23 protein-coding genes, 2 pseudogenes and 1 other annotated feature are annotated in these 21,581 nt (G+C 52.4%); of the genes and pseudogenes, 10 read left to right on the top strand and 15 right to left on the bottom strand.

What is annotated here, in order from left to right:
* Positions 1-61: 61 nt before the first annotated feature.
* The 7 genes from aroH to OGY72_RS04595 all read left to right on the top strand — a co-directional run bounded on the left by aroH (position 62) and on the right by OGY72_RS04595 (position 7,185).
* Positions 62-1,108, top strand: coding sequence for a 3-deoxy-7-phosphoheptulonate synthase AroH (gene aroH, locus OGY72_RS04625; protein ID WP_003832600.1), 1,047 nt, complete (start codon positions 62-64; stop codon positions 1,106-1,108).
* 170 nt (positions 1,109-1,278) lie between these two features.
* Positions 1,279-1,467 (top strand): hemin uptake protein HemP, encoded by a 189-nt coding sequence (gene hemP / locus OGY72_RS04620; protein WP_003832599.1) that lies wholly within the window; start codon positions 1,279-1,281, stop codon positions 1,465-1,467.
* Positions 1,468-1,541: 74 nt separating this feature from the next.
* On the top strand, positions 1,542-3,524 hold the full coding sequence (locus tag OGY72_RS04615; protein ID WP_279274799.1) for a TonB-dependent hemoglobin/transferrin/lactoferrin family receptor: 1,983 nt from the start codon (positions 1,542-1,544) through the stop codon (positions 3,522-3,524).
* 47 nt (positions 3,525-3,571) lie between these two features.
* Positions 3,572-4,603 carry a hematinate-forming heme oxygenase ChuS gene (gene chuS, locus OGY72_RS04610; protein ID WP_286547111.1) on the top strand — a complete coding sequence of 344 codons (1,032 nt, stop codon included), beginning with the start codon at positions 3,572-3,574 and terminating at the stop codon, positions 4,601-4,603.
* Complete coding sequence (locus OGY72_RS04605) at positions 4,600-5,421, top strand: heme/hemin ABC transporter substrate-binding protein (protein WP_126956223.1); 822 nt, start codon at positions 4,600-4,602, stop codon at positions 5,419-5,421. The genes chuS and OGY72_RS04605 overlap by 4 nt, the downstream gene beginning before the upstream one ends.
* Positions 5,421-6,413, top strand: coding sequence for a FecCD family ABC transporter permease (locus OGY72_RS04600; RefSeq protein ID WP_286547107.1), 993 nt, complete (start codon positions 5,421-5,423; stop codon positions 6,411-6,413). The genes OGY72_RS04605 and OGY72_RS04600 overlap by 1 nt, the downstream gene beginning before the upstream one ends.
* Positions 6,406-7,185 carry a heme ABC transporter ATP-binding protein gene (locus tag OGY72_RS04595; RefSeq protein WP_126318321.1) on the top strand — a complete coding sequence of 260 codons (780 nt, stop codon included), beginning with the start codon at positions 6,406-6,408 and terminating at the stop codon, positions 7,183-7,185. The genes OGY72_RS04600 and OGY72_RS04595 overlap by 8 nt, the downstream gene beginning before the upstream one ends.
* On the opposite strand, the gene selO is transcribed toward OGY72_RS04595, so the two are convergent.
* From selO to thrS, 14 genes are all read right to left on the bottom strand, one after another.
* Positions 7,182-8,624 carry a protein adenylyltransferase SelO gene (gene selO, locus OGY72_RS04590; RefSeq protein WP_286547105.1) on the bottom strand — a complete coding sequence of 481 codons (1,443 nt, stop codon included), beginning with the start codon at positions 8,622-8,624 and terminating at the stop codon, positions 7,182-7,184. The two genes, OGY72_RS04595 and selO, sit on opposite strands and share 4 nt — an antisense overlap.
* Positions 8,625-8,685: 61 nt before the next feature.
* Positions 8,686-9,399, bottom strand: a complete 714-nt coding sequence (locus OGY72_RS04585; protein ID WP_063941497.1) for an EAL domain-containing protein — start codon at positions 9,397-9,399, stop codon at positions 8,686-8,688.
* A 318-nt stretch (positions 9,400-9,717) separates the two neighbouring features.
* Positions 9,718-10,182 (bottom strand): NlpC/P60 family protein, encoded by a 465-nt coding sequence (locus tag OGY72_RS04580; protein ID WP_003832591.1) that lies wholly within the window; start codon positions 10,180-10,182, stop codon positions 9,718-9,720.
* Between the two features lie 77 nt (positions 10,183-10,259).
* On the bottom strand, positions 10,260-11,009 hold the full coding sequence (btuD, locus tag OGY72_RS04575) for a vitamin B12 ABC transporter ATP-binding protein BtuD (RefSeq protein ID WP_126318325.1): 750 nt from the start codon (positions 11,007-11,009) through the stop codon (positions 10,260-10,262).
* A complete protein-coding gene (locus OGY72_RS04570) occupies positions 11,009-11,560 on the bottom strand; it encodes a glutathione peroxidase (protein ID WP_148362062.1) in 552 nt (183 codons plus the stop codon). Before OGY72_RS04570 ends, btuD begins: the two co-directional genes overlap by 1 nt.
* A 60-nt stretch (positions 11,561-11,620) precedes the next feature.
* On the bottom strand, positions 11,621-12,601 hold the full coding sequence (gene btuC, locus OGY72_RS04565; protein ID WP_003832584.1) for a vitamin B12 ABC transporter permease BtuC: 981 nt from the start codon (positions 12,599-12,601) through the stop codon (positions 11,621-11,623).
* Positions 12,602-12,722: 121 nt separating this feature from the next.
* Entirely contained in the window at positions 12,723-13,022 is a 300-nt protein-coding gene (ihfA, locus tag OGY72_RS04560) for an integration host factor subunit alpha (protein WP_003030571.1), read from the bottom strand.
* Positions 13,023-13,026: 4 nt separating this feature from the next.
* Positions 13,027-15,414: a phenylalanine--tRNA ligase subunit beta gene (pheT, locus tag OGY72_RS04555; protein ID WP_286547099.1), complete on the bottom strand. Its 2,388-nt coding sequence runs from the start codon at positions 15,412-15,414 to the stop codon at positions 13,027-13,029.
* Between the two features lie 15 nt (positions 15,415-15,429).
* Positions 15,430-16,413 (bottom strand): phenylalanine--tRNA ligase subunit alpha, encoded by a 984-nt coding sequence (gene pheS / locus OGY72_RS04550; protein WP_003832580.1) that lies wholly within the window; start codon positions 16,411-16,413, stop codon positions 15,430-15,432.
* Between the two features lie 124 nt (positions 16,414-16,537).
* Positions 16,538-16,662: a sequence feature (Phe leader region), on the bottom strand.
* The gene (gene pheM, locus OGY72_RS04545) at positions 16,613-16,657 is read right to left on the bottom strand and encodes a pheST operon leader peptide PheM (protein ID WP_001386830.1); all 45 of its coding nucleotides are present in this window, start codon (positions 16,655-16,657) and stop codon (positions 16,613-16,615) included. (Overlaps the previous feature by 45 nt.)
* Positions 16,663-16,782: 120 nt before the next feature.
* Positions 16,783-17,139 carry a 50S ribosomal protein L20 gene (rplT, locus tag OGY72_RS04540; RefSeq protein ID WP_003030578.1) on the bottom strand — a complete coding sequence of 119 codons (357 nt, stop codon included), beginning with the start codon at positions 17,137-17,139 and terminating at the stop codon, positions 16,783-16,785.
* Positions 17,140-17,194: 55 nt separating this feature from the next.
* Positions 17,195-17,392, bottom strand: a complete 198-nt coding sequence (gene rpmI, locus OGY72_RS04535) for a 50S ribosomal protein L35 (protein ID WP_003030583.1) — start codon at positions 17,390-17,392, stop codon at positions 17,195-17,197.
* Between the two features lie 96 nt (positions 17,393-17,488).
* Positions 17,489-18,031, bottom strand: a complete 543-nt coding sequence (infC, locus tag OGY72_RS04530) for a translation initiation factor IF-3 (RefSeq protein ID WP_048997935.1) — start codon at positions 18,029-18,031, stop codon at positions 17,489-17,491.
* A gap of 3 nt (positions 18,032-18,034) precedes the next feature.
* Positions 18,035-19,963, bottom strand: coding sequence for a threonine--tRNA ligase (gene thrS, locus OGY72_RS04525; protein WP_003832572.1), 1,929 nt, complete (start codon positions 19,961-19,963; stop codon positions 18,035-18,037).
* 333 nt (positions 19,964-20,296) lie between these two features.
* Here thrS and OGY72_RS24875 point away from each other — a divergent pair.
* Positions 20,297-20,380: pseudogene (locus OGY72_RS24875) on the top strand (SOS response-associated peptidase); the annotation flags it as partial.
* On the opposite strand, the gene OGY72_RS04520 reads toward OGY72_RS24875, so the two are convergent.
* Positions 20,381-20,770: a HumD family translesion DNA polymerase gene (locus tag OGY72_RS04520; protein WP_502873596.1), complete on the bottom strand. Its 390-nt coding sequence runs from the start codon at positions 20,768-20,770 to the stop codon at positions 20,381-20,383.
* 146 nt (positions 20,771-20,916) lie between these two features.
* On the opposite strand from OGY72_RS04520, the pseudogene OGY72_RS04515 reads away from it, so the two are divergent.
* Together OGY72_RS04515 and OGY72_RS04510 are read left to right on the top strand one after the other, a co-directional pair.
* Positions 20,917-20,997: pseudogene (locus OGY72_RS04515) on the top strand (DinI family protein); the annotation flags it as partial.
* 93 nt (positions 20,998-21,090) lie between these two features.
* Complete coding sequence (locus OGY72_RS04510) at positions 21,091-21,330, top strand: DinI family protein (RefSeq protein WP_286547097.1); 240 nt, start codon at positions 21,091-21,093, stop codon at positions 21,328-21,330.
* The last annotated feature ends 251 nt before the right edge of the window (positions 21,331-21,581 follow it).

Raw genomic sequence — 21,581 nt, 5'->3', positions numbered from 1 at the left:
TGTGATGTACATCACTTCCCGGTAGTCCTGCCGTTGAAGCAACAAATTTCTGAGACAAGTAATGAACAGAACCGATGAACTCCGTACTGCGCGTATTGACAACCTGGTCACTCCAGCAGAGCTTGCGCAACGGCATCCTGTTTCGTCCTCCGTCGCCCGTCATGTTACGGACTCCCGACGTCGGATAGAAAAAATTTTAAATGGTGAAGACCCCCGTTTACTGGTGATCGTAGGTCCCTGCTCGATTCACGATCTTGATGCCGCGATGGAATACGCGACACGATTACAGGCGCTGCGCACTAAGCACCAGGCGCGTCTGGAAATCGTGATGCGTACCTATTTTGAAAAACCACGCACCGTCGTAGGCTGGAAAGGCCTGATTTCCGACCCGGATTTGAACGGCAGTTATCGTGTAAACCACGGTATTGAACTGGCGCGAAAACTGCTGTTGCAGGTCAACGAACTGGGCGTCCCCACGGCGACTGAATTCCTCGACATGGTGACCGGCCAGTTTATTGCCGATTTAATCAGTTGGGGAGCTATTGGCGCGCGCACCACCGAAAGTCAGATCCATCGTGAAATGGCCTCCGCGCTCTCCTGCCCGGTCGGCTTTAAGAACGGAACGGATGGCAACACGCGCATCGCCGTCGATGCGATTCGCGCCTCCCGCGCCAGTCACATGTTCCTCTCGCCGGATAAAACCGGTCAGATGACCATTTATCAGACCAGCGGTAACCCTTACGGGCATATCATCATGCGTGGCGGTAAAAAGCCGAATTATTATGCTGAAGATATTGCTGCCGCCTGCGATACCCTGCACGAATTTTCTCTGCCTGAGCATCTGGTGGTCGATTTTAGCCACGGTAATTGCCAGAAGCAGCATCGCCGTCAGTTGGAGGTTTGTGATGACGTGTGCCAGCAAATTCGTAACGGTTCAACGGCAATAGCCGGGATCATGGCGGAGAGTTTCCTGCGTGAAGGTACGCAAAAAATCGTTAGCGGCCAGCCGCTGGTTTACGGTCAGTCCATTACCGACCCATGCCTGAACTGGGAAGATACTGAACTGTTGGTTGAAAAACTCGCCTCTGCAGTTGATAGCCGTTTTTAATGCTGTTCGCCGGGCAATATCACTTTGCCCGGCGCTAATCCCTTGTTTTTCCCTTGATTGTTGTGCAAAAAACGTTCTCGTCACAATTATTTCACAAAAACGCTTGCCGCAAATTTGCAGTTTGATGATAATGATTATCATTGTTACATTGATTGTTATTTTTAAACACTATGTCACGTATGGATAACACAACGGCAACGCCTGCAAAAGACAAAACACCGCCTTCCGTCGCGCCAAACGACCGACGAATTGACAGTAAAACCCTGCTGGGTAACGAAGGACGCGTGATCATAGAACATGATGGTCAGCACTACCTGCTGCGCCAGACACAAGCCGGAAAACTCATTCTGACTAAATAAACAACACATTTCGCCAGCCACCCAGGTCATACCCAGGCAGCCAGCGCTTTTCGATTTCCTAATGGAGAGTTGCTATGCCTTACCTGCACACCGCTTCCCTGCGCCCATCGCTGTTGGCGCTGGCGATTGTCAGTAACCTGCCCGCCGTCGCCTATGCGGCGGCCGAGGATATGACCGTTACCGCCACCGGCAATGCCCGTAGCGCCTTTGAAGCACCGATGATGGTCAGTGTCATTGACACCACCGCCCCAGAAAACCAAACCGCCAGCTCAGCTGCCGACCTGTTACGTAAGGTTCCAGGCCTGACCCTTGACGGTACGGGCCGTACCAACGGCCAGGACGTGAATCTGCGCGGGTACGATCGACGCGGCGTTCTGGTGCTGGTTGACGGCGTTCGCCAGGGAACCGACACCGGACACCTGAACAGTACCTTCCTCGATCCGGCGCTTATCAAACGCATCGAAGTCGTGCGTGGTCCTTCCGCACTACTGTACGGTAGCGGCGCGCTAGGCGGCGTGATCGCCTATGACACTGCAGATGCCAAAGATCTACTGGAAGTCGGGCAAAACAGCGGTTATCGCGTGTTCGGTACCGCGGCGACCGGCGATCACAGTCTCGGCATGGGCGCCAGCACGTATGGCCGTACCGATACGCTGGACGGACTGCTTGCCTGGTCCAGCCGCGATCGCGGTGATTTACGCCAGAGTGACGGTACTACTGCGCCGAATGACGAAGCAATTAACAATATGCTGGCGAAAGGTAGCTGGAAAATTAACAGCGCCCAGACGCTGGCCGGTTCGCTGCGTTACTACAACAATGACGCCCGGGAACCTAAAAACCCGCAGACCAGCGCGGCGGATGCCAGCAACCCGATGACCAACCGTTCAACGATCCAGCGTGATGCACAGCTGACCTACTCGCTCGCTCCGGCGGACAATGACTGGCTGAACGCTGACGCCCGTATCTACTGGTCCGAAGCGCGCATTAATGCTCAGAATGCAGATAACACTAGCGAATTTCGCAAGCAAACCACCAAAGGCGGGAAGATCGACAACCGCAGCCGCCTGTTTACCGACTCTTTTGCATCTCACCTGTTGACCTACGGCGGTGAATACTATCGTCAGGAACAACAGCCTGGAGGAGCAACAACTGGCTTCCCGGAGGCAAAGATCGATTTCAGCTCCGGCTGGCTACAGGATGAAATCACCCTGCGCGACCTACCGATTACGCTGCTGGGCGGTACCCGTTATGACTCTTATCGCGGCAGCAGCGACGGCTATGAAGATGTCGATGCCGATAAATGGTCATCCCGCGCCGGATTAACAGTTGCGCCAACTGACTGGCTGATGCTGTTCGGTTCATACGCTCAGGCTTTCCGTGCCCCGACTATGGGCGAGATGTATAACGATGCGAAACACTTCTCGATTGGTCGTTTTTACACCAACTACTGGGTACCTAACCCTAACCTGCGCCCGGAAACCAACGAAACACAGGAATACGGATTTGGCCTGCGCTTTGACGATCTTCTGATGGCGAGCGACGCGCTCGAATTTAAAGCCAGCTATTTCGACACCAAAGCGAAAGATTACATCTCCACCAGCGTCGATTTCGCCGCTGCGACAACCACGTCCTATAACGTACCCAACGCCAAAATCTGGGGCTGGGACGTAATGGCGAAATATTCCACCGACCTGTTCAGCCTCGACATGGCCTATAACCGCACACGCGGAAAAGATACTGACACAGGTGAATACATTTCCAGCATTAACCCGGATACCGTCACCAGCAAACTGAATGTGCCGGTTGCGCACAGCGGTTTCTCTGTCGGCTGGATAGGGACATTTGCTGACCGTTCCACGCATATCAGCAACAGCTACACTAAACAGCCTGGCTATGCGGTAAACGATTTCTACGTGAGCTATCAGGGCCAACAAGCGCTGAAAGGCATGACCACCACGCTGGTACTGGGCAACGCCTTCGACAAAGAGTACTGGTCGCCGCAAGGCATTCCGCAGGATGGTCGTAATGGCAAAATTTTCGTGAGTTATCAGTGGTAATCACTTTTCCCCGGTTCGCCGGGGCCGCAATCTGGAAGGAAGAGACAATGAATCATTACACACGCTGGCTGGAACTGAAGAAAGAAAATCCTGGCAAATACGCACGTGATATTGCGGGGTTGATGAATATTAGCGAAGCCGAACTGACCTTTGCACGTGTCGGTCACGACGCCTGGCGCTTACGTGGCGAAGTGCGTGAAATTCTCAGCGCACTGGAAACAGTGGGCGAAACCAAATGTATTTGCCGCAATGAATACGCAGTACATGAGCAGGTGGGTGCTTTTACCAATCAGCACCTCAACGGCCATGCTGGGCTGGTTCTCAATCCGCGCGCCCTCGATCTGCGTCTGTTCCTGAATCAGTGGGCCAGCACCTTTCATATCAGCGAAACAACCGCCCATGGTGAGCGTCAGAGCATTCAGTTCTTCGACCATCAGGGAGACGCACTGCTGAAGGTCTATACCACGCAAAATACCCTCGTTGAGGAATGGGCAGCGTTGCTGACCCGTTTCATCTTTGCAGAAAACCCGCCGCTGGTGCTGCAACCTGCCAACAATTCTGCGCCTGCCGCCGTCACGGTCGACGCGCAGACCGTTGATCAAGAGTGGCGGGCAATGACCGATGTCCACCAGTTCTTCGGTCTGCTGAAACGCCACGATCTCACTCGCCAACAGGCATTTAATCTGGTGGGCGACGATCTGGCCTGTAAGATTTCTAATAGCGCACTGGCGCAGTTACTCGACACCGCGCGTCAGGATGGCAACGAAATTATGGTTTTTGTGGGTAACCGCGGCTGCGTACAGATTTTTACCGGCGTGATTGAAAAACTGGTACCGATGAAAGGCTGGCTGAACATCTTCAACCCAACCTTTACCCTGCATCTGCTGGAAGAGAGCGTGGCCGAAACGTGGGTGACGCGCAAACCGACCGCCGATGGTCACGTCACCAGTCTGGAACTGTTTGCTGCCGACGGTACGCAAATCGCACAACTGTATGGTCAACGTACGGAAGGCGAGCCGGAACAGACGCAATGGCGCACACAGATTGACGCGCTAACGCCGAAAGGACTGGCCGCATGAAAAAACTGCTGGCCCTGATCGCGCTGCTGCCCTTCGCCGCACTTGCTGCGCCTGAGGAGCGAGTTGTTGCCCTCGGTGGCGATGTCACCGAGATAGTATACGCACTGGGAGCACAACCCTCCCTTGTGGCGAGAGACAGCACCAGCCAGTGGCCTGCTGCGGCAACCGCGTTACCTGATGTTGGTTATTTGCGCCAGCTCAACGCCGAAGGGATCCTTGCCACACGCCCTACGCTGGTCCTTGCCAGCGCGCAGGCGCAGCCTTCTCTGGTGTTAAAACAGATCGAGCAGAGCAATGTCAGGGTTGTCACGATCCCGGCAAGCAACGATCTTAACGCGATTGATGAAAAAGTTCGGGTTATCGCCGAGGCTACTCATCGGGAGGCCGACGGCGAAACGCTGCGCGCAACGTTACGTCAGGAACTGGCGACGCTCCCGTCATCTGAACTTAATAAACGTGTGCTGTTTATTCTCAATCATGGCGGGATGACAGCGATGGCGGCGGGCCAGCAAACCGGAGCCGATGCGGCGATTCGTGCCGCAGGTCTACGCAACGCGATGCAGGGCGTTAATCGCTATCAGCAGCTGTCACAAGAAGGCGTCATTGCCAGCCAGCCCGATCTGGTAGTGATTTCACAAGAAGGTGTTAAGGCGATGGGTGGCGAGGCAAACCTGTGGGCGCTACCGGGACTTGCGCAAACACCTGCCGGCAGGAATAAACAGGTATTGCAGGTTGACGATATGGCGCTGTTGGGCTTCAGCGTTCGCACGCCACAGGCTATTTTGCAGCTTCGTGCTAAAGCGGAGCAATTGCCCTGATGTCCCGGCGGATCACCTGTTCGTTGTGGATGTTGGCATTGATGCTGGTTGTAATAACGGTTCTGGCTACCGGTTTTGGCGCGTTGCGCCTGCCGGTAAGTCTGCTCTGGCGTGATGGCGATGAGGCACTGCGTCAAATCTGGCTCACGATTCGTCTGCCCCGCGTCCTGCTGGCGCTGGTGATTGGCGGCTCTCTGGCGCTCGCTGGCTGCGTGATGCAGGGGTTGTTTCGCAATCCACTTGCAGACCCTGGATTACTGGGAATAAGCAGTGGTGCCGCCTGCGCTGTGGCCCTGTGGGTGGTGCTGCCTGTCTCCTTGCCCGCGCTGCTGATGTTGTATGCTCCAATGCTGGCCGCTTTTTTCGGCGCTCTGGCGGCAACCGTAGTGATTTTTATCCTTAGCCAACAGCGCGACGGTTCACTCTCACGCCTGCTGCTGGTCGGCATTGCCATTAACGCGCTCTGTGGGGCGGCGGTTGGCGTTTTGTCGTGGGTCAGTAATGATGCGCAACTGCGCCAGCTGTCGCTATGGGGAATGGGAAGTCTGGGGGCCGCGCAGTGGTCCACACTGTTGGCTGTCACTTCACTGACAATCCCGACGGTGCTGATCATCTGGCGACTTGCTCCGGCGCTGAATCTTCTGCAGCTGGGTGAGGAAGAGGCGCATTATCTCGGCGTTGATGTGCGTACAATCCAGCGTATTTTGCTGCTTTGTAGCGCATTACTGGTTGCCTCAGCCGTGGCGGTAAGCGGCGTGATTGGCTTTATCGGGTTGGTCATCCCACATTTAATACGTATGTGGCTCGGCTCAGACCATCGGGCCGTTATTCCGGGTTCCGTGCTGGCGGGCGCGTTTTTATTGCTGATTGCAGACACACTGGCCCGTACGGCGGTTGCGCCTGCGGAGATGCCGGTCGGACTGTTGACCAGTCTTCTCGGCGCACCGTGGTTTTTATGGCTTATTTTTCGTCAGCGAGGACCGCATGGCTGAGCATTTCATCGCTGAAGAGCTTCATTATCACGTAGCTGGCAGAGCGGTAATTGACAATGTATCGCTCGCCCTTAAAAAAGGTGAACTGGTGGCGCTGATCGGCCCAAACGGTGCGGGGAAATCCACTCTGCTACGCTTGCTGACCGGTTTTCTGAAACCGGCTACCGGGCGCTGCGTGCTGTCGGGCAAACCGCTGGAGGAGTGGCCTACCCAGAAGCTGTCACGACACCGGGCGGTGATGCGTCAGCAAACACAGTTGGGGTTTGACTGGCCGGTAGAGGCCGTCATCACGATGGGGCGCGCGCCCTGGAGCCAACGACCGGAACCTGGGCTTATTGCACAGGTAATGGAGATGACCGGATGTACGCCTCTGGCAGGCCGGCAATACGCCGCGCTTTCCGGCGGCGAGCAACAGCGAGTGCAGTTAGCCCGTGCGCTGGCGCAACTCTGGTGCGACGGTGCACCTCGCGGTTGGTTATTCCTTGATGAACCGACCTCCGCGCTGGATCTTTACCACCAGCAGCATTTGTTGCGCATGCTAAAAACGCTAACCGCTTCGGGTGGGCTGCATGTGTGCATTGTGCTTCACGATCTGAACCTCGCTGCACTGTGGGCAGACAGAATAGTGCTGCTGCACAACGGCAGGCTGGTGTCTCAGGGAACACCGGAAACTGTGTTACAGGCCGATGATCTGAAGCGCTGGTACGGTGCTCAGGTACACGTTGGCCAGCATCCGGCCAACGCCTCCCCGCAGGTATTTCTGGCCCCTTAGCTTGAACAACTCACTTCCAGCCGTTTGCCCCAGTCAGGTGGACGGCTGGCATAGTCATCATCACGATCGGCAAACGGGGTACGCAACGCCTGGTGCAACCGGTGCAGTTCCGCGTAATCCCCCTGCTCTGCCTGACTAATCGCCCGTTGCGCCAGCCAGTTACGTAATACCATCGCCGGATTTGCCGCCTTCATCTGTGTTTGTCTGACTGCATCGGCAATATTGTCTTGCTGAAGGCGCGAGCGATACCGCGTGAACCAGTCGTCAAATGCTGCGCGGTCGATAAACTCATCGCGCAACGGAGATTGCGCACTGTGCTGCTCCGTTTCGCTGAGCATGCGAAACGTTCGCGTATAGTCGCTTCTTTCTCGCGCCATCAGGCTAAACAGTTCGCCAAGCAGTTCGTTATCGTCTTTCTGCTCGCTAAAGAAGCCGAGCTTTTGCCGCATCCGCTGACCGTAGCGAGTTAACAGCGCCAGCTGGTAACTGTCCAGCGCATCATTGAGCGCCTCGACCGGGATAAATGGCGACAGGGTTTGCGCCAGACGTTGCAGGTTCCACAACGCGGCGGCCGGTTGATTATCGAAACTGTATCGCCCCTGGTTGTCAGAGTGGTTGCAGATATAATCGGGCACGTAATCATCAAGAAAACCGAATGGACCGTAATCCATCGTCAGACCCAGAATCGACATGTTGTCCGTGTTCATAACACCATGTGCAAATCCTACCGCCTGCCAGTCAGCGATTAACGTCGCAGTACGCGTGACAACATCGTTAAACCACAGCTGATACTTATCGGCTTCTTCCTGCCATTGCGGCCAGTAATGGCGAATCGCAAAGTCAGCCAACTGGCGCACTTTTTCCGGCTCTCGGCGATAGTAAAAATGCTCAAAATGGCCAAACCGCATATGGCTTTGCGCCACGCGAATGAGCATCGCCCCCGCTTCGACCGTTTCGCGATAAACCGGCGTGTCGCTGGTGACAATCGACAATGCCCGCGTGGTCGGTATTCCCAAGTAATGCATCGCTTCACTGGCCAGGCTTTCACGAATGGTCGAGCGCAGCACGGCACGCCCATCACCCATGCGGGAATACGGCGTGAGTCCGGCGCCTTTCAGGTGCCAGTCAAACGTTGAACCATCCGCGAGGTGTTGTTCGCCCAGCAGGATCCCACGTCCGTCGCCAAGCTGACCAGCCCAGACGCCGAACTGATGCCCACTATAAACCTGGGCTAATGGCGACATCCCGGGAAGCAACGATTCGCCTCCCCAAACGCCTGCACCAGTCGGAATATCAAATAGCGCCGCAGGAATTGCTAATTGCTCCGCCAGCGCATCGTTATGCCAGATAAGGCGCGCGTTTTTCAGAGGGGTGGGTGAAAGCGCGGTATAGGTTGCTGGTAGTTCATCACGCCAGCGAGTGGTAAAAGACAGGGTCATAGGGCCTCCTGCCTCTAGTGTAGACTGTTAATAGCCTGTTAAACACCAGCAAATAAAAGGGTTATATCTTAGCGAGCGAAATTATCTGCGCAGGAGGCACCGCAGGCCACAATCCTCCCTGCATGGCACTGAATCCCACAGGCAAGACGCGCTCCAGCATCTCTTGTGTATCAATTCCGCTAATGATTATTGACTCACAGCTGGGCGATAGTTGCGCCAGAATAGCCCGCATAAACGGTTCAAACGAAATATGTGCAATCCTTTGTTGAACAAAGTTTTTATCCAGCACGACGCGTTTGAACAGGCCGTCAAAAATTGCCCGGGTTGATATACCACCAGAACCATAGTTTGTCAGGACTAATGGAAATCGCGCAGCAAGTGCGGCCAATATTGGATTATCTTTACCTTTGTTTAACTCCGGATAGCTTTCATTAATAGTCAGCTCCAGAAATGAAAATCGTTCAACCTGTGAAGCAAGTTCAGTATCTGATAATAAAGTATTAGCAACTGCTGGCGTTAAATTAATCCAGGCGGATACTTTTCGCTGAATAAAAAAATGTTGGCACGTTTCGATTAATTCTAGTTTTTCTACAAATAAACGACATTGTTCGTCGTCTGACATCCGAGGTAGGACCAGCTCGGTGGGTATACGCACATCTCCATGCGCACTGGCGAAACTGGTGATGATATCGACGAATTCAAGATCGCCTTTTTCGCTTCTCGCAGGAAGAAAAGAGAACTCAGAATGGTAAAGATTATCCAGTGAAACAATCATCGTGCCAGCCCCGCTGCATGGGTGTTATCCGGCATCCTGTAGCAAAGGATGGAGAAATACGTTACTGCTGATGCAAGTAGAGGCCCTTTCATTTTTCCCTTTTTAGCCGGTAAATCGAATCCTTTTTTTTAGCTTATCCTGATTATAAGCGAATATCCAGCTTTGCACTTTTTAATATCTCGGAATAAATCATATTTTTAGCAAGATACGCTCTTAATGTTCAGGGGTATTGTCTAACCAAAAGCAGAAATAAAAGTTAACTTTCAAATGGTGATGTTGAGGCTGCACACTCGATGGCAGCCTCGGAGTTACGGGGGATTAAATACGTCGTGCCTGCCAAAAGTTTTTACGCCAGTAAACGTTATCCAGAGACGAGCGCATCACGCCACGGCTGGTTGAAGCATGAATAAACTGATTATTGGTATCGTAAATACCAACATGCAGACCGCTTTCCCCAGACCCGGTTTTAAAGAAAACCAGATCGCCTGGCAGCAAATCATCTTTATCAATTTCGGTACCAATCTTTGATTGCGTACGCGTATCGCGCGGAAGTTGCAGGTCGAATTTATCGCGCATCGTCATCAAAACAAATCCAGAACAATCCACCCCACTACGACTCATACCGCCATAACGATAGGGTGTGCCATGCCAGGTTTGGAGCTGATCATTAAGACCGGCGATAACGGCAATAGAATCCGACAAGCGGGCATTTGGCGCAGGCGCACGATGGCTGCTGCAGCCCGCCAAAAACAATGCTGTGATGAAAAGGAGCCAAAAGCGCATTCAGTACGAATCCTCTGAATTTTATTTTTATGCCAATTTAGCGTGGAAATTATATGATTTTCAAGAACCCATTTCACTTAAGTGGTTGATATGAGCATTCTGTGCCCTTCAATATCCAAACGTCGGAAGTTGACGCCATAGGCCGCAGACAGATTGGCCGGCGTCAGTACCGTATCTCGTGCACCACTGGCAAGCAGTTTCCCGCGTTTGAGTAGCCAGGCTTTATGCGCATGGCGTAAGGTGTGATTAAGGTCATGGCTACTCATCACAATCGCTATGCCCTGCAAACACAGCTGACTCAACAGCCGGTCCAGTGCGTTTTGTTGCGCGACGTCCAGACTGTTCATCGGCTCATCCAGCAGTAAAAGCTGACCTAATGGATTCGCTTGTGGGCAAATCTGCAGGATAACCGCAGCCAGGCGCACACGCTGCCACTCACCGCCGGAGAGTTGGTTCACGCCGCGCCCCAGTTTATCTCCCAGACCGAGCGCATCGGCGATCTCCTGTAACAGATCGGTGCGTTCTTTGTCGGGTTGATGCAGCGTCAGAAAATGCCAGACCGGCATGGCAAACGGCGGATTTTGCTGTTGCGCAAGATAGGCGCGATATTGCGCCAGCCTGGCGGCCGGCCATTCCTCCAACGGCATATCACCAAAAGTGATACTGCCCTCTCCGTTTGTCAGACCCGCCATACGCGCCAACAGCGTACTTTTTCCGGCACCGTTTGGTCCCACTAAATGCAAGATCTCTCCTGCTTTTATCTCACCAGAAAGCGGGCCGAGACGGGTCGATTCCGCGACGTCCTGTAGCTGCATCAATCGAGACATTAGTTTGCCAGCGCCTGCTTGATGGTTTGCACCAGGATGGGATCCTCAGGCGTCATATCCGGTGAGAATCGTTGCAGCACTTTTCCATCGCGACCCACTAAAAACTTCTCGAAATTCCACAGGATATCGTCCGGGTAGAGCGGCGCACGACCTTTGCTCGCCATTCGCTCGTAGAACCCACTGTCCGCAGACGCAACGGCCGTTGGCGCGGCATCAATCAGCTTCTGATACAGCGGATGGCGTCCCTCGCCGTTGACGTCAATTTTGCTGAACATCGGGAAAGTTACGCCCCATGTGGTACTGCAGTACGTTTTTATTTCCTCTTCGCTGCCCGGCTCCTGGCCCAGAAACTGATTGCAAGGGAAACCAAGAACGCTGAAGCCCTGTTGGTGCCAGGCTTTCTGCAGATTCTCCAGTTGCTCGTACTGCGGCGTCAGCCCACATTTTGAAGCAACGTTGACGATTAACAGCACATTCCCGGAATACGGCTGCAGTGAGGTAACCTCGCCGTCGATGGTCGTCACTTCTGTATCGAGGATAGTGTTTTGCATAGCATCTCCAGAACAACAGGTGGATTTTCAGTTTTTAATCATAGACCGAACCAACGCGTTCTAGCGCGCGGCTTTTAACAATAGCCAGATAAATACCGGCGCACCCATAGTGGCCGTTACCACGCCGATAGGTAACTCAGCCGAGGCCAGCACCAAACGCGCGACAACATCAGCAAACAATAATGCGATTGCGCCAGCCAACGCACAACCTGGCAGTAAAACACGGTGATCGGTGAGGCCGCACAGTCGCAAAATATGCGGGATCACAAGCCCAATAAAACCAATCGCCCCTGCCAGAGCCACGCTCACGCCAACCATCCAGCCTGTGGCAACCACCAGCAGGTTGCGCCAGAACCATAATGGCAGTCCCAGCTGACGCGCAGAAGTTTCTCCTAACGCCAGCATATTCATCGGCTGCGACTGACAGCAGATCCACACCAGTACCGGAATCAACGCCACCATGAGCCAAGCCTGATGCCAGTCTACGCCACCGAAGCCCCCCATCATCCAGTACATCAGCTGTCGTAAGTCAAACGAGGTAGAGAAGTAGATAGCCCATGTCATCAGCGCGCTACAGATTATCCCCAGCGCCACCCCCGCCAGCAGCAGACGGCTGGTAGACAGATGTCGACGGGCGAAACGTAGCAAAATAAGCGTGATAATCAGCGCCCCGGCAATGGCGCAAAGGCCCAACGCCCAGCCGGGGAGTTGCCCCTGCCCCAGCAGCACCGCCGCGATAAGCCCGACTCCCGCGCCGTTAGATACGCCCAGTAATCCAGGCTCTGCGAGCGGGTTTTCAAACAGAGCTTGCATCACTGCGCCAGATAAGGCCAATGCAGCGCCTACCAGCAAAACGGCAAGGGTACGGGGAAGTCGAATTTGCCAGACGAACAGATCGCCGCGGGCGCTGAACCAGTCGCCGGGAGCGATCCATTGTTCTCCTGCGCACAAGCTTAGAATCGTTGCCAGTAGCATAAGTACTGACAGTGACAGTATCCAGCGTACGTTTCGACGCTGCTGTTGATGGGCGAAAGTCAGCATGTTTTCCATTCTGCTGAAAAGAGATGGAGGTGATTCTACGGTGCTGATTCGGTAGTGAAAAGGAAAAAGGCCGCATAGCGGCCTTTTTAGTTATACGCGTCATACTCTGCGTATCGTTAAATCACTCTTCTTTGGGCGTTGCGTTTTCAACCCGGCTTTTTAACTTCTGTCCGGGTCTGAAGGTCACCACGCGCCGTGCTGTAATGGGAATATCTTCGCCCGTTTTCGGGTTACGGCCCGGACGTTGATTCTTATCACGCAGATCGAAGTTACCAAAACCAGAGAGTTTTACCTGCTCACCATTTTCCAGAGCACGACGGATCTCTTCGAAAAACAGCTCGACCAGTTCTTTGGCATCCCGCTTGCTAAGCCCAAGCTTATCAAACAGATATTCTGACATTTCAGCTTTTGTAAGCGCCATAGGTTCAATCCCTCAATGATGCCTGGAATCGCTCTTTTAATGCCTCTACACATTTGGCGACGGTAGCGGCAATCTCCTCTTCTTCAAGTGTACGGCTGGTATCCTGAAGGATCAGGCTGATAGCGAGGCTCTTATAGCCCTCCGCAACACCCTTACCGCGGTACACGTCAAATAAGTTTACGCCAACTACCTGATTTACGCCAACTTTCTTACACTCGGATAAAATATCCGCAGCGGGAACGTTTTCTGCCACAACGACTGCGATATCGCGACGGTTCGCTGGGAAGCGAGAAACTTCACGCGCCTGAGGCACCACGCGGTCTGCGAGCTTATTCCACTCCAGTTCAAACACCAAAGTGCGACCGTTCAGATCCAGTTTACGTTCCAGTTCAGGATGAACAACCCCAATGAAACCAATACGTTCACCTTTCAGATAAATCGCCGCAGACTGACCCGGATGCAGTGCTGGATTCGCTTCAGCTTTGAACTGAATGTCCCCCAGTTTTCCGGTCAGGTCGAGAACTGCTTCCAGATCGCCTTTCAGATCATAGAAATCAACGGTCTCTTTTGCCAGATTCCAGTGTTCATCATGACGGTTACCGCAGATCACGCCAGCCAGCATCAGATCCTGACGGATCCCGAGGTTGGCCTGCGTATCTGGCACGAAACGTAAACCCGTTTCGAAAATACGTACGCGGTTCTGCTGACGATTCTGGTTATACACTACCGTAGACAGCAAGCCGGTCCACAGGGACAAACGCATTGCCGACATATCAATAGAGATTGGGCTTGGCAGCAGCAGCGCTTCTTCACCCGGGTGCAGCAGCGACTGGACTTTCGGGTCGACGAAGCTATAGGTAATGACTTCCTGATAGCCTTTGTCATTCAGCATGGTTTTTACACGTTTCAGCGACAAATCCGCTTCACGATGCGTACCCATGATAAGACCCGCCTGAATCGGCGTATTCGGGATATTGTCATAACCGTATACGCGGGCGACTTCTTCGACCAGGTCTTCTTCGATTTCCATATCGAAACGCCAGCTCGGCGCGACCGCTTTCCACTCATCCTGCCCTTCCGTCACGTCACAACCCAGACGACGCAGAATGTCGCTCACCTGCTCATCGGCAATATGGTGTCCGATCAGACGATCCAGTTTGCTACGGCGAAGCGTAATGGTTGCGCGTTTTGGTAGCGTGGCTTCGTTCGTCACGTCAATGACTGGACCCGCTTCGCCACCACAGATATCAATCAGCAGGCGCGTTGCACGTTCCATGGCCTTATGCTGCAGAGCCGGATCGACACCACGCTCATAGCGGTGAGAAGCATCGGTGTGCAGACCGTGACGACGCGCGCGACCGGTAATAGACAGCGGGCTGAAGAATGCACATTCCAGCAGGACGTTTTGCGTTTCATCATTCACGCCGGAATGTTCACCACCAAAGATGCCGCCCATCGCCAGCGCTTTGTTATGGTCCGCAATCACCAGCGTATCTGCATTCAGCTTCGCTTCGCTGCCGTCCAGCAATACCAGAGTCTCACCCTCTTTTGCCATACGGACAACAATTCCGCCTTCAATGCGGTCTTTGTCGAATGCGTGCATCGGCTGGCCCAGTTCGAGCAGCACATAGTTAGTCACGTCAACCACGGCATCGATAGAACGAATACCGCAACGACGCAGTTTTTCTTTCATCCACAGCGGGGTCGGCGCTTTAACATTGATACCTTTCACCACACGGCCCAGATAGCGCGGACAGGCTTCCACGGCTTCAACCTGAATCGGCAGGACGTCGTTAATGGTCGCGGCTACTGGCGCGATTTCCGGCTCAACCAGCGGGGCTTTGTTCAGTACAGCAACGTCACGCGCCACACCGATAATACCCAGGCAGTCGGCGCGGTTCGGCGTGACGCTGATTTCGATGGTGTTGTCGTCAAGCTTCAGGTATTCACGGATATCGGTGCCAATTGGCGCATCGGCAGGCAGTTCGATAATCCCGTTATGATCGTCGGAAATACCCAGCTCGGAGAACGAGCACAGCATGCCTTCAGATGGTTCACCGCGCAGTTTCGCGGCTTTAATTTTGAAATCGCCCGGCAGAACGGCACCAACGGTTGCCACAGCCACTTTCAACCCCTGACGGCAGTTTGGCGCACCGCAGACGATATCCAGCAGGCGGTCGCCGCCTACATTCACTTTGGTGACACGCAGTTTGTCAGCGTTAGGGTGTTGGCCGCATTCAACCACTTCACCTACCACAACGCCGTTAAACGCGCCGGAAACAGGTTCCACACCGTCAACTTCCAGACCCGCCATCGTGATTTGGTTTGACAGCGCATCGCTATCAATCGCCGGATTTACCCATTCGCGTAACCACAGTTCACTGAATTTCATTGTTTTATCCTGCCTTTATTTAAACTGTTTGAGGAAACGCAGATCGTTTTCGAAGAAAGAACGCAGATCGGTAACGCCGTAACGCAGCATGGTCAGACGCTCCATACCCATACCGAATGCAAAGCCGGAATAGATTTCCGGATCGATGCCAACATTACGCAACACGTTCGGGTGAACCATCCCGCAGCCCAGCACTTCCAGCCATTTGCCGTTTTTGCCCATCACGTCAACTTCCGCAGATGGTTCAGTGAACGGGAAGTAGGAAGGACGGAAACGAACCTGCAGGTCTTCTTCAAAGAAGTTGCGCAGGAAATCGTGCAGCGTGCCTTTCAGGTTGGTGAAGTTGATGTTGGTATCAACAATCAGCCCTTCCATCTGGTGGAACATTGGGGTGTGCGTCTGATCGTAATCGTTACGATATACGCGGCCCGGGGCGATAATACGGATCGGCGGCTGTTTTTCTTTCATGGTGCGGATCTGCACGCCGGAAGTCTGCGTGCGCAGCAGACGCGTCGCGTCAAACCAGAAAGTGTCGTGGTCAGCACGCGCCGGGTGATGGCCAGGAATGTTGAGCGCATCGAAGTTATGATAGTCATCTTCGATTTCCGGACCGGTCGCCACGGTAAAGCCCAGCTCACCGAAGAAACTTTCAATCCTGTCGATTGTACGCGTTACAGGATGCAGACCGCCGTTTTCGATACGACGCCCAGGAAGGGAGATATCGATCGTTTCTTCAGCCAGACGAGCATTCAGCGCAGCGCTTTCTAATTCGGCCTTACGTGCGTTCAGCGCTTGCTGTACCTGCTCTTTAGCTTCGTTAATCACCGCACCTGCTGCCGGGCGCTCTTCTGGCGGCAGTTCGCGCAGGGTTGTCATCTGAAGGGTCAAGTGCCCTTTCTTGCCCAAATATTCGACGCGGACATTGTCTAACGCGGCAACATCTGAAGCCTGGTTAATGGCGGCCGTTGCACTGGCAACCAGCTCTGCGAGATGTGACATGGTTTTCCTCGTTATGTTGCGATATTCACTAGTCGCTCGTATATACGCAAAATCATTCAAGTTGTATCAACGCGGCCAAAGAGCGAATGCAGCCAATACAGAGACAACTTGAAAGATGACGCGTATAAAAAAAGCCTCCACTAGGGAGGCTTTTAGGCGCTGTTTTCCGTTTCTTCTTTCACGCGCAAGCCTCCTGAGTTCAGGTGCTAAAGTAAAAGAAGAAGCGGAAAATAGCAGCATTCATGCTTGCGTTACCTTGTGTGGTAAAAACCGGACAACCTTTATTGAAAAGGCTTACGGATAAATTGTCAACTAATTGATTACTCTACAAATAAAAGAGAGGGAGCCAGGCTCCCTCTTTTCACCGGCTTATGCCAGAGCTGCTTTCGCTTTTTCGACCAGAGCGGTGAACGCTACTTTGTCGAATACTGCGATGTCAGCCAGGATCTTACGGTCAATTTCAACAGAGGCTTTTTTCAGGCCGTTGATGAATTTGCTGTAAGAAATACCGTTCTGACGTGCTGCTGCGTTGATACGCGCAATCCACAGTTGACGGAACTGACGCTTTTTCTGACGACGGTCACGATAAGCGTACTGACCAGCTTTGATAACAGCCTGGAAGGCAACGCGGTATACGCGAGAACGCGCACCGTAGTAGCCTTTAGCTTGTTTCAAAATTTTCTTGTGACGTGCACGGGCAACTACACCACGTTTTACGCGAGCCATATGTGCTCTCCTGTATCTATATTCTTAGTAAAAAAATGAATTAAACGTTAACGGCTTATGCGTACGGCAGGCACGCGATAACCAGACCCAGATCGCCTTTAGACACGAGGCCTTTTGGACGCAGGTGACGTTTACGCTTAGTAGATTTTTTGGTCAGAATATGACGCAGGTTTGCGTGCTTACGCTTAAATCCACCACCACCGGTTTTTTTGAAACGCTTAGCAGCACCGCGTACGGTCTTAATTTTTGGCATTTTAATAACTTCCACTTCGCATTGTTAATAAACGAAACGTAGGCGAACAACGGCTGTGGAACCCGTAGGCTCCACAGACATTGCTACTTGAAGGCCTTACTGTTTCTTCTTAGGAGCGAGCACCATGATCATCTGGCGGCCTTCGATCTTCGTAGGGAAGGATTCTACTACTGCCAGTTCACTCAGATCGTCACGGACGCGGTTGAGCACTTCCATACCGATCTGTTGGTGGGCCATCTCACGACCGCGAAAACGCAGCGTGATCTTAGCCTTATCGCCATCTTCCAGAAAGCGTACCAGGCTGCGGAGTTTTACCTGGTAATCGCCATCGTCGGTGCCAGGACGGAATTTAATTTCCTTAACCTGGATAACTTTTTGCTTTTTCTTCTGTTCCTTAGAAGACTTACTCTTTTCATAAAGGAACTTGCCGTAGTCCATAATACGACAAACTGGCGGTTCGGCGTTAGGGCTGATTTCAACTAAATCTACTCCAGCTTCTTCAGCTTTTTCGATCGCTTCTCTCAGACTCACAATACCCAAAGCTTCGCCTTCCAGACCTGTTAAGCGAACTTCCAGGGCGCGAATCTCGCCATTGATACGATTCGGACGTGCCGTTTGAACTCGTTTTCCGCCTTTAATACCTTATTCCTCCAGTTGTTGAAGACTGCGGCTGCGAATCTCTTGTTGCAGCTTCTCAATCACTTCATTTACGTCCAGGCTGCCCAAGTCTTTGCCACGACGGGTGCGCACGGCAACTTTGCCTGCTTCTACCTCTTTGTCGCCACAGACCAACATGTAAGGGACACGACGTAAAGTGTGCTCGCGGATTTTAAAGCCAATCTTCTCATTTCTCAAGTCTGCTTTTACACGAATACCCGCATTTTGTAGTTTCTGCGTTAATTCGTTAACGTATTCAGACTGAGAATCGGTGATGTTCATGACCACAACCTGAACCGGCGCGAGCCAGGTCGGGAAGAAGCCAGCGAACTCTTCGGTCAGGATACCGATGAAACGTTCCATCGACCCAAGAATTGCACGGTGAATCATAACCGGAACCTGACGCTCGTTGTTTTCGCCAACGTAAGAGGCGCTTAAACGGGACGGCAGGGAGAAGTCCAGCTGTACAGTACCGCACTGCCATGCACGATCGAGGCAGTCATACAGGGTAAATTCAATTTTCGGACCGTAGAACGCGCCCTCACCCAGTTGGAACTCAAACGGGATGTTGTTTTCTTCCAGCGCAACGGCCAGGTCAGCTTCAGCACGGTCCCACATTTCATCGCTACCGATACGTTTTTCGGGGCGAGTGGACAGTTTGACGACGATTTTCTCGAAGCCAAAGGTGCTGTACATATCGTAGACCATACGAATGCACGCGTTAACTTCATCACGAATCTGCTCTTCAGTACAGAAGATATGTGCATCATCCTGAGTGAAGCCACGAACACGCATCAGGCCATGCAGAGCACCTGACGGTTCATTACGGTGGCAGCTCCCAAACTCAGCCATACGCAGCGGCAGATCGCGATAGGATTTCAGACCCTGATTAAAGATCTGCACGTGGCCTGGGCAGTTCATTGGCTTAATGCAGTATTCACGGTTCTCAGAAGAGGTGGTGAACATTGCATCTTTGTAGTTGTCCCAGTGACCTGTTTTTTCCCACAGCACGCGGTCCATCATGAACGGACCTTTCACTTCCTGATACTGGTATTCTTTCAGTTTTGAGCGAACGAAGACTTCCAGTTCACGGAAGATAGTCCAGCCATCGTTGTGCCAGAACACCATACCCGGTGCTTCTTCCTGCATATGATACAGGTCAAGCTGTTTACCGATTTTACGGTGATCGCGTTTGGCTGCTTCTTCCAGACGTTGCAGGTAGGCATTCAGGGCTTTTTTATCTGCCCATGCAGTACCATAAATACGCTGCAGCATCTTGTTATTGCTGTCGCCACGCCAGTATGCCCCTGCGGTCTTCATCAGTTTGAAGTGATGGCAGAAACGCATGTTCGGCACGTGCGGGCCACGGCACATATCGACATATTCTTCATGATGGTACAAGCCGGGCTTGTCATCATGGGCAATGTTTTCATCAAGAATGGAGACTTTATAGGTCTCGCCACGCTTCACGAAGGTTTCACGCGCTTCGTACCAGCTGACTTTCTTCTTAATGACATCGTAGTTTTTCTCAGCGAGCTCGTGCATCCGCTTCTCGAGCGCGTCGACGTCTTCCTGGGTTAACGTACGGTCAAGATCGATATCGTAGTAAAAACCGTTATCAACAACCGGTCCGATCGCCATTTTGGTGTGCGGCCAGAGTTGTTTGATCGCGTGCCCTAACAGGTGCGCACAGGAGTGACGAATGATCTCCAGACCTTCTTCATCCTTCGCGGTGATGATGGAGAGCTTCGCATCATGCTCAATCAGATCGGAAGCATCTACCAGCTCACCGTCAACACGGCCAGCAATAGTGGCTTTCGCCAGACCTGGACCGATGTCCAGCGCAACATCCATGGGGCTTACAGCGTGGTCGTAATGGCGTTGGCTGCCATCAGGAAGAGTAATAACAGGCATGTTATATCCTTATTTGCAGTGGTGACCCACACGTAAGATCACATACAAAGAGAAAATTTATTTGTTTACAGTAAGTTGTGTAACCATCTAACCAACAATCGCTAAATTGGTACACAATCTGGTACACAAATGAAAAACTGACATCCTCAGTCCCTCACCCGGTAAAACGATGGTAACACTAAAAAAGTGGTGATTGCACCACTCTGTTTCACATTGATTCAAATTGTCTTGCAACAATGGATGCGATCGACTAAGTGATAACAGCACAAAGCCTTGCAAGCCTATGCATAGTTTTGTGCATCCCGCTTTTATCTCTCTAACAAAATTCTATTGTCTGATAAATTTATGTGGCACGCCGTGGCGCGTGCCGTTGGGAATGTGAAAAACCAGGACTCCGAACTGATACAGCCAATGTGATTACATCACCGGGCAGTCATCAAACTCCGCGTTCCTGGCATCATTAATGATGTACGTGATCACTCCGAATATAGCGGGCGCATAACTGTAACCGTCATCATCTGCTGGCAGCGCCTCCCTTCTCCCGTTCTCCAGATTAACCAGGTGGGGCTGAGGATGAGTCCGATATCGCTTGATCCTGAATTCTCCGTCTATCGCGCATATCAGCAGCGAGCCATCACAGGGAGAAAGTGACGCATCAACAACAAGTAGCGCCCCCTGGATTATCCCTTCCCTGAAATGTGAACGTGATGCACGCATGAAGTAAGTCGCTGCGGGCTGGCTGATTAGCTGCTGATCGAGGGAGATTCGTGTTTCAATGTAATCACTGGCAGGTGAAGGGAAGCCCATGTCTATAGTCCTCCGTTTGGATTGAACAGCTGAAAGGTACGGTTCTCGCCTTCCTGCGTTGATACATCGCGGAATGTTGTCACATACCACTCGATCCATTCGTTAGCCTGCTTCATCGTCCAGTGCCAGTTAACCTTGCTCAGTTCCTGGACAAACCGTTGTGTGGTGACGGTCTTCCGGCCATTTGGATCCTGCTGTATCGAAGCATACCAGGCTATTTCAATATCGCTGCGTCGTGGCATCATCACGCCCTCTCTTGAATACCGGATAAAAACACAGTATAAATACTGTATATCCATCCAGTAAAGAGGCAATAAGCAATGTTCGTGGAACTCGTTTATGACAAAAGGAATTTTGATGGTCTGCCCGGTGCAAAAGATATCATTCTGGGCGAGTTGACCAGGAGGGTTCACCGTATCTTCCCTGATGCTGATGTTCGGGTTAAACCGGTGATGACACTGCCGGCGATCAACACTGACGCCAGCAAGCATGAGAAGGAACAGATAAGCCGTACTGTTCAGGAAATGTTTGAAGAAGCTGATATGTGGTTGTTTTCTTAGTTCAAGATAATTCGCCAGATTAGTATTTTAACATGGTCAGGCAGTCACAGAATTACCTGACTGCCATAACATTACTCATTTATCCCCACAGTAAATTTTTATAAGATGTGCATAGTGCATCATCTTTGTTTCTCAGGTACGTTTTTACGAACCTGTATCCTTAACTGCTTTCATTGCTTCTTTCTGACGCTGATTCCAGATACTGCTGTCCGGCATTTCCAGGCGTAAATCTATCCAGCGACCGTCCGGGA

The sequence above is a fragment of the Citrobacter sp. Cpo221 genome (assembly GCF_030332345.1).
GTDB classification, from domain to species: domain Bacteria; phylum Pseudomonadota; class Gammaproteobacteria; order Enterobacterales; family Enterobacteriaceae; genus Citrobacter; species Citrobacter portucalensis.
The sequence above is the reverse complement of the archived record's forward strand: the minus strand, read 5'-3'. Positions and strand labels throughout refer to the sequence as shown.

What these genes read in the sequence shown, in the direction of transcription:
- selO (WP_286547105.1), bottom strand. Translation starts at nt 8,624, where the DNA reads ATGACCCTGTCTTTTACCACTCGCTGGCGTGATGAACTACCAGCAACC.
- pheT (WP_286547099.1), bottom strand. Translation starts at nt 15,414, where the DNA reads ATGAAATTCAGTGAACTGTGGTTACGCGAATGGGTAAATCCGGCGATT.
- OGY72_RS04585 (WP_063941497.1), bottom strand. Translation starts at nt 9,399, where the DNA reads ATGATTGTTTCACTGGATAATCTTTACCATTCTGAGTTCTCTTTTCTT.
- OGY72_RS04605 (WP_126956223.1), top strand. Translation starts at nt 4,600, where the DNA reads ATGAAAAAACTGCTGGCCCTGATCGCGCTGCTGCCCTTCGCCGCACTT.
- OGY72_RS04615 (WP_279274799.1), top strand. Translation starts at nt 1,542, where the DNA reads ATGCCTTACCTGCACACCGCTTCCCTGCGCCCATCGCTGTTGGCGCTG.
- chuS (WP_286547111.1), top strand. Translation starts at nt 3,572, where the DNA reads ATGAATCATTACACACGCTGGCTGGAACTGAAGAAAGAAAATCCTGGC.
- OGY72_RS04510 (WP_286547097.1), top strand. Translation starts at nt 21,091, where the DNA reads ATGTTCGTGGAACTCGTTTATGACAAAAGGAATTTTGATGGTCTGCCC.
- hemP (WP_003832599.1), top strand. Translation starts at nt 1,279, where the DNA reads ATGTCACGTATGGATAACACAACGGCAACGCCTGCAAAAGACAAAACA.
- thrS (WP_003832572.1), bottom strand. Translation starts at nt 19,963, where the DNA reads ATGCCTGTTATTACTCTTCCTGATGGCAGCCAACGCCATTACGACCAC.
- OGY72_RS04570 (WP_148362062.1), bottom strand. Translation starts at nt 11,560, where the DNA reads ATGCAAAACACTATCCTCGATACAGAAGTGACGACCATCGACGGCGAG.
- rplT (WP_003030578.1), bottom strand. Translation starts at nt 17,139, where the DNA reads ATGGCTCGCGTAAAACGTGGTGTAGTTGCCCGTGCACGTCACAAGAAA.
- OGY72_RS04595 (WP_126318321.1), top strand. Translation starts at nt 6,406, where the DNA reads ATGGCTGAGCATTTCATCGCTGAAGAGCTTCATTATCACGTAGCTGGC.
- OGY72_RS04600 (WP_286547107.1), top strand. Translation starts at nt 5,421, where the DNA reads ATGTCCCGGCGGATCACCTGTTCGTTGTGGATGTTGGCATTGATGCTG.
- ihfA (WP_003030571.1), bottom strand. Translation starts at nt 13,022, where the DNA reads ATGGCGCTTACAAAAGCTGAAATGTCAGAATATCTGTTTGATAAGCTT.
- btuC (WP_003832584.1), bottom strand. Translation starts at nt 12,601, where the DNA reads ATGCTGACTTTCGCCCATCAACAGCAGCGTCGAAACGTACGCTGGATA.
- btuD (WP_126318325.1), bottom strand. Translation starts at nt 11,009, where the DNA reads ATGTCTCGATTGATGCAGCTACAGGACGTCGCGGAATCGACCCGTCTC.
- OGY72_RS04520 (WP_502873596.1), bottom strand. Translation starts at nt 20,770, where the DNA reads ATGGGCTTCCCTTCACCTGCCAGTGATTACATTGAAACACGAATCTCC.
- OGY72_RS04580 (WP_003832591.1), bottom strand. Translation starts at nt 10,182, where the DNA reads ATGCGCTTTTGGCTCCTTTTCATCACAGCATTGTTTTTGGCGGGCTGC.
- pheS (WP_003832580.1), bottom strand. Translation starts at nt 16,413, where the DNA reads ATGTCACATCTCGCAGAGCTGGTTGCCAGTGCAACGGCCGCCATTAAC.
- aroH (WP_003832600.1), top strand. Translation starts at nt 62, where the DNA reads ATGAACAGAACCGATGAACTCCGTACTGCGCGTATTGACAACCTGGTC.
- rpmI (WP_003030583.1), bottom strand. Translation starts at nt 17,392, where the DNA reads ATGCCAAAAATTAAGACCGTACGCGGTGCTGCTAAGCGTTTCAAAAAA.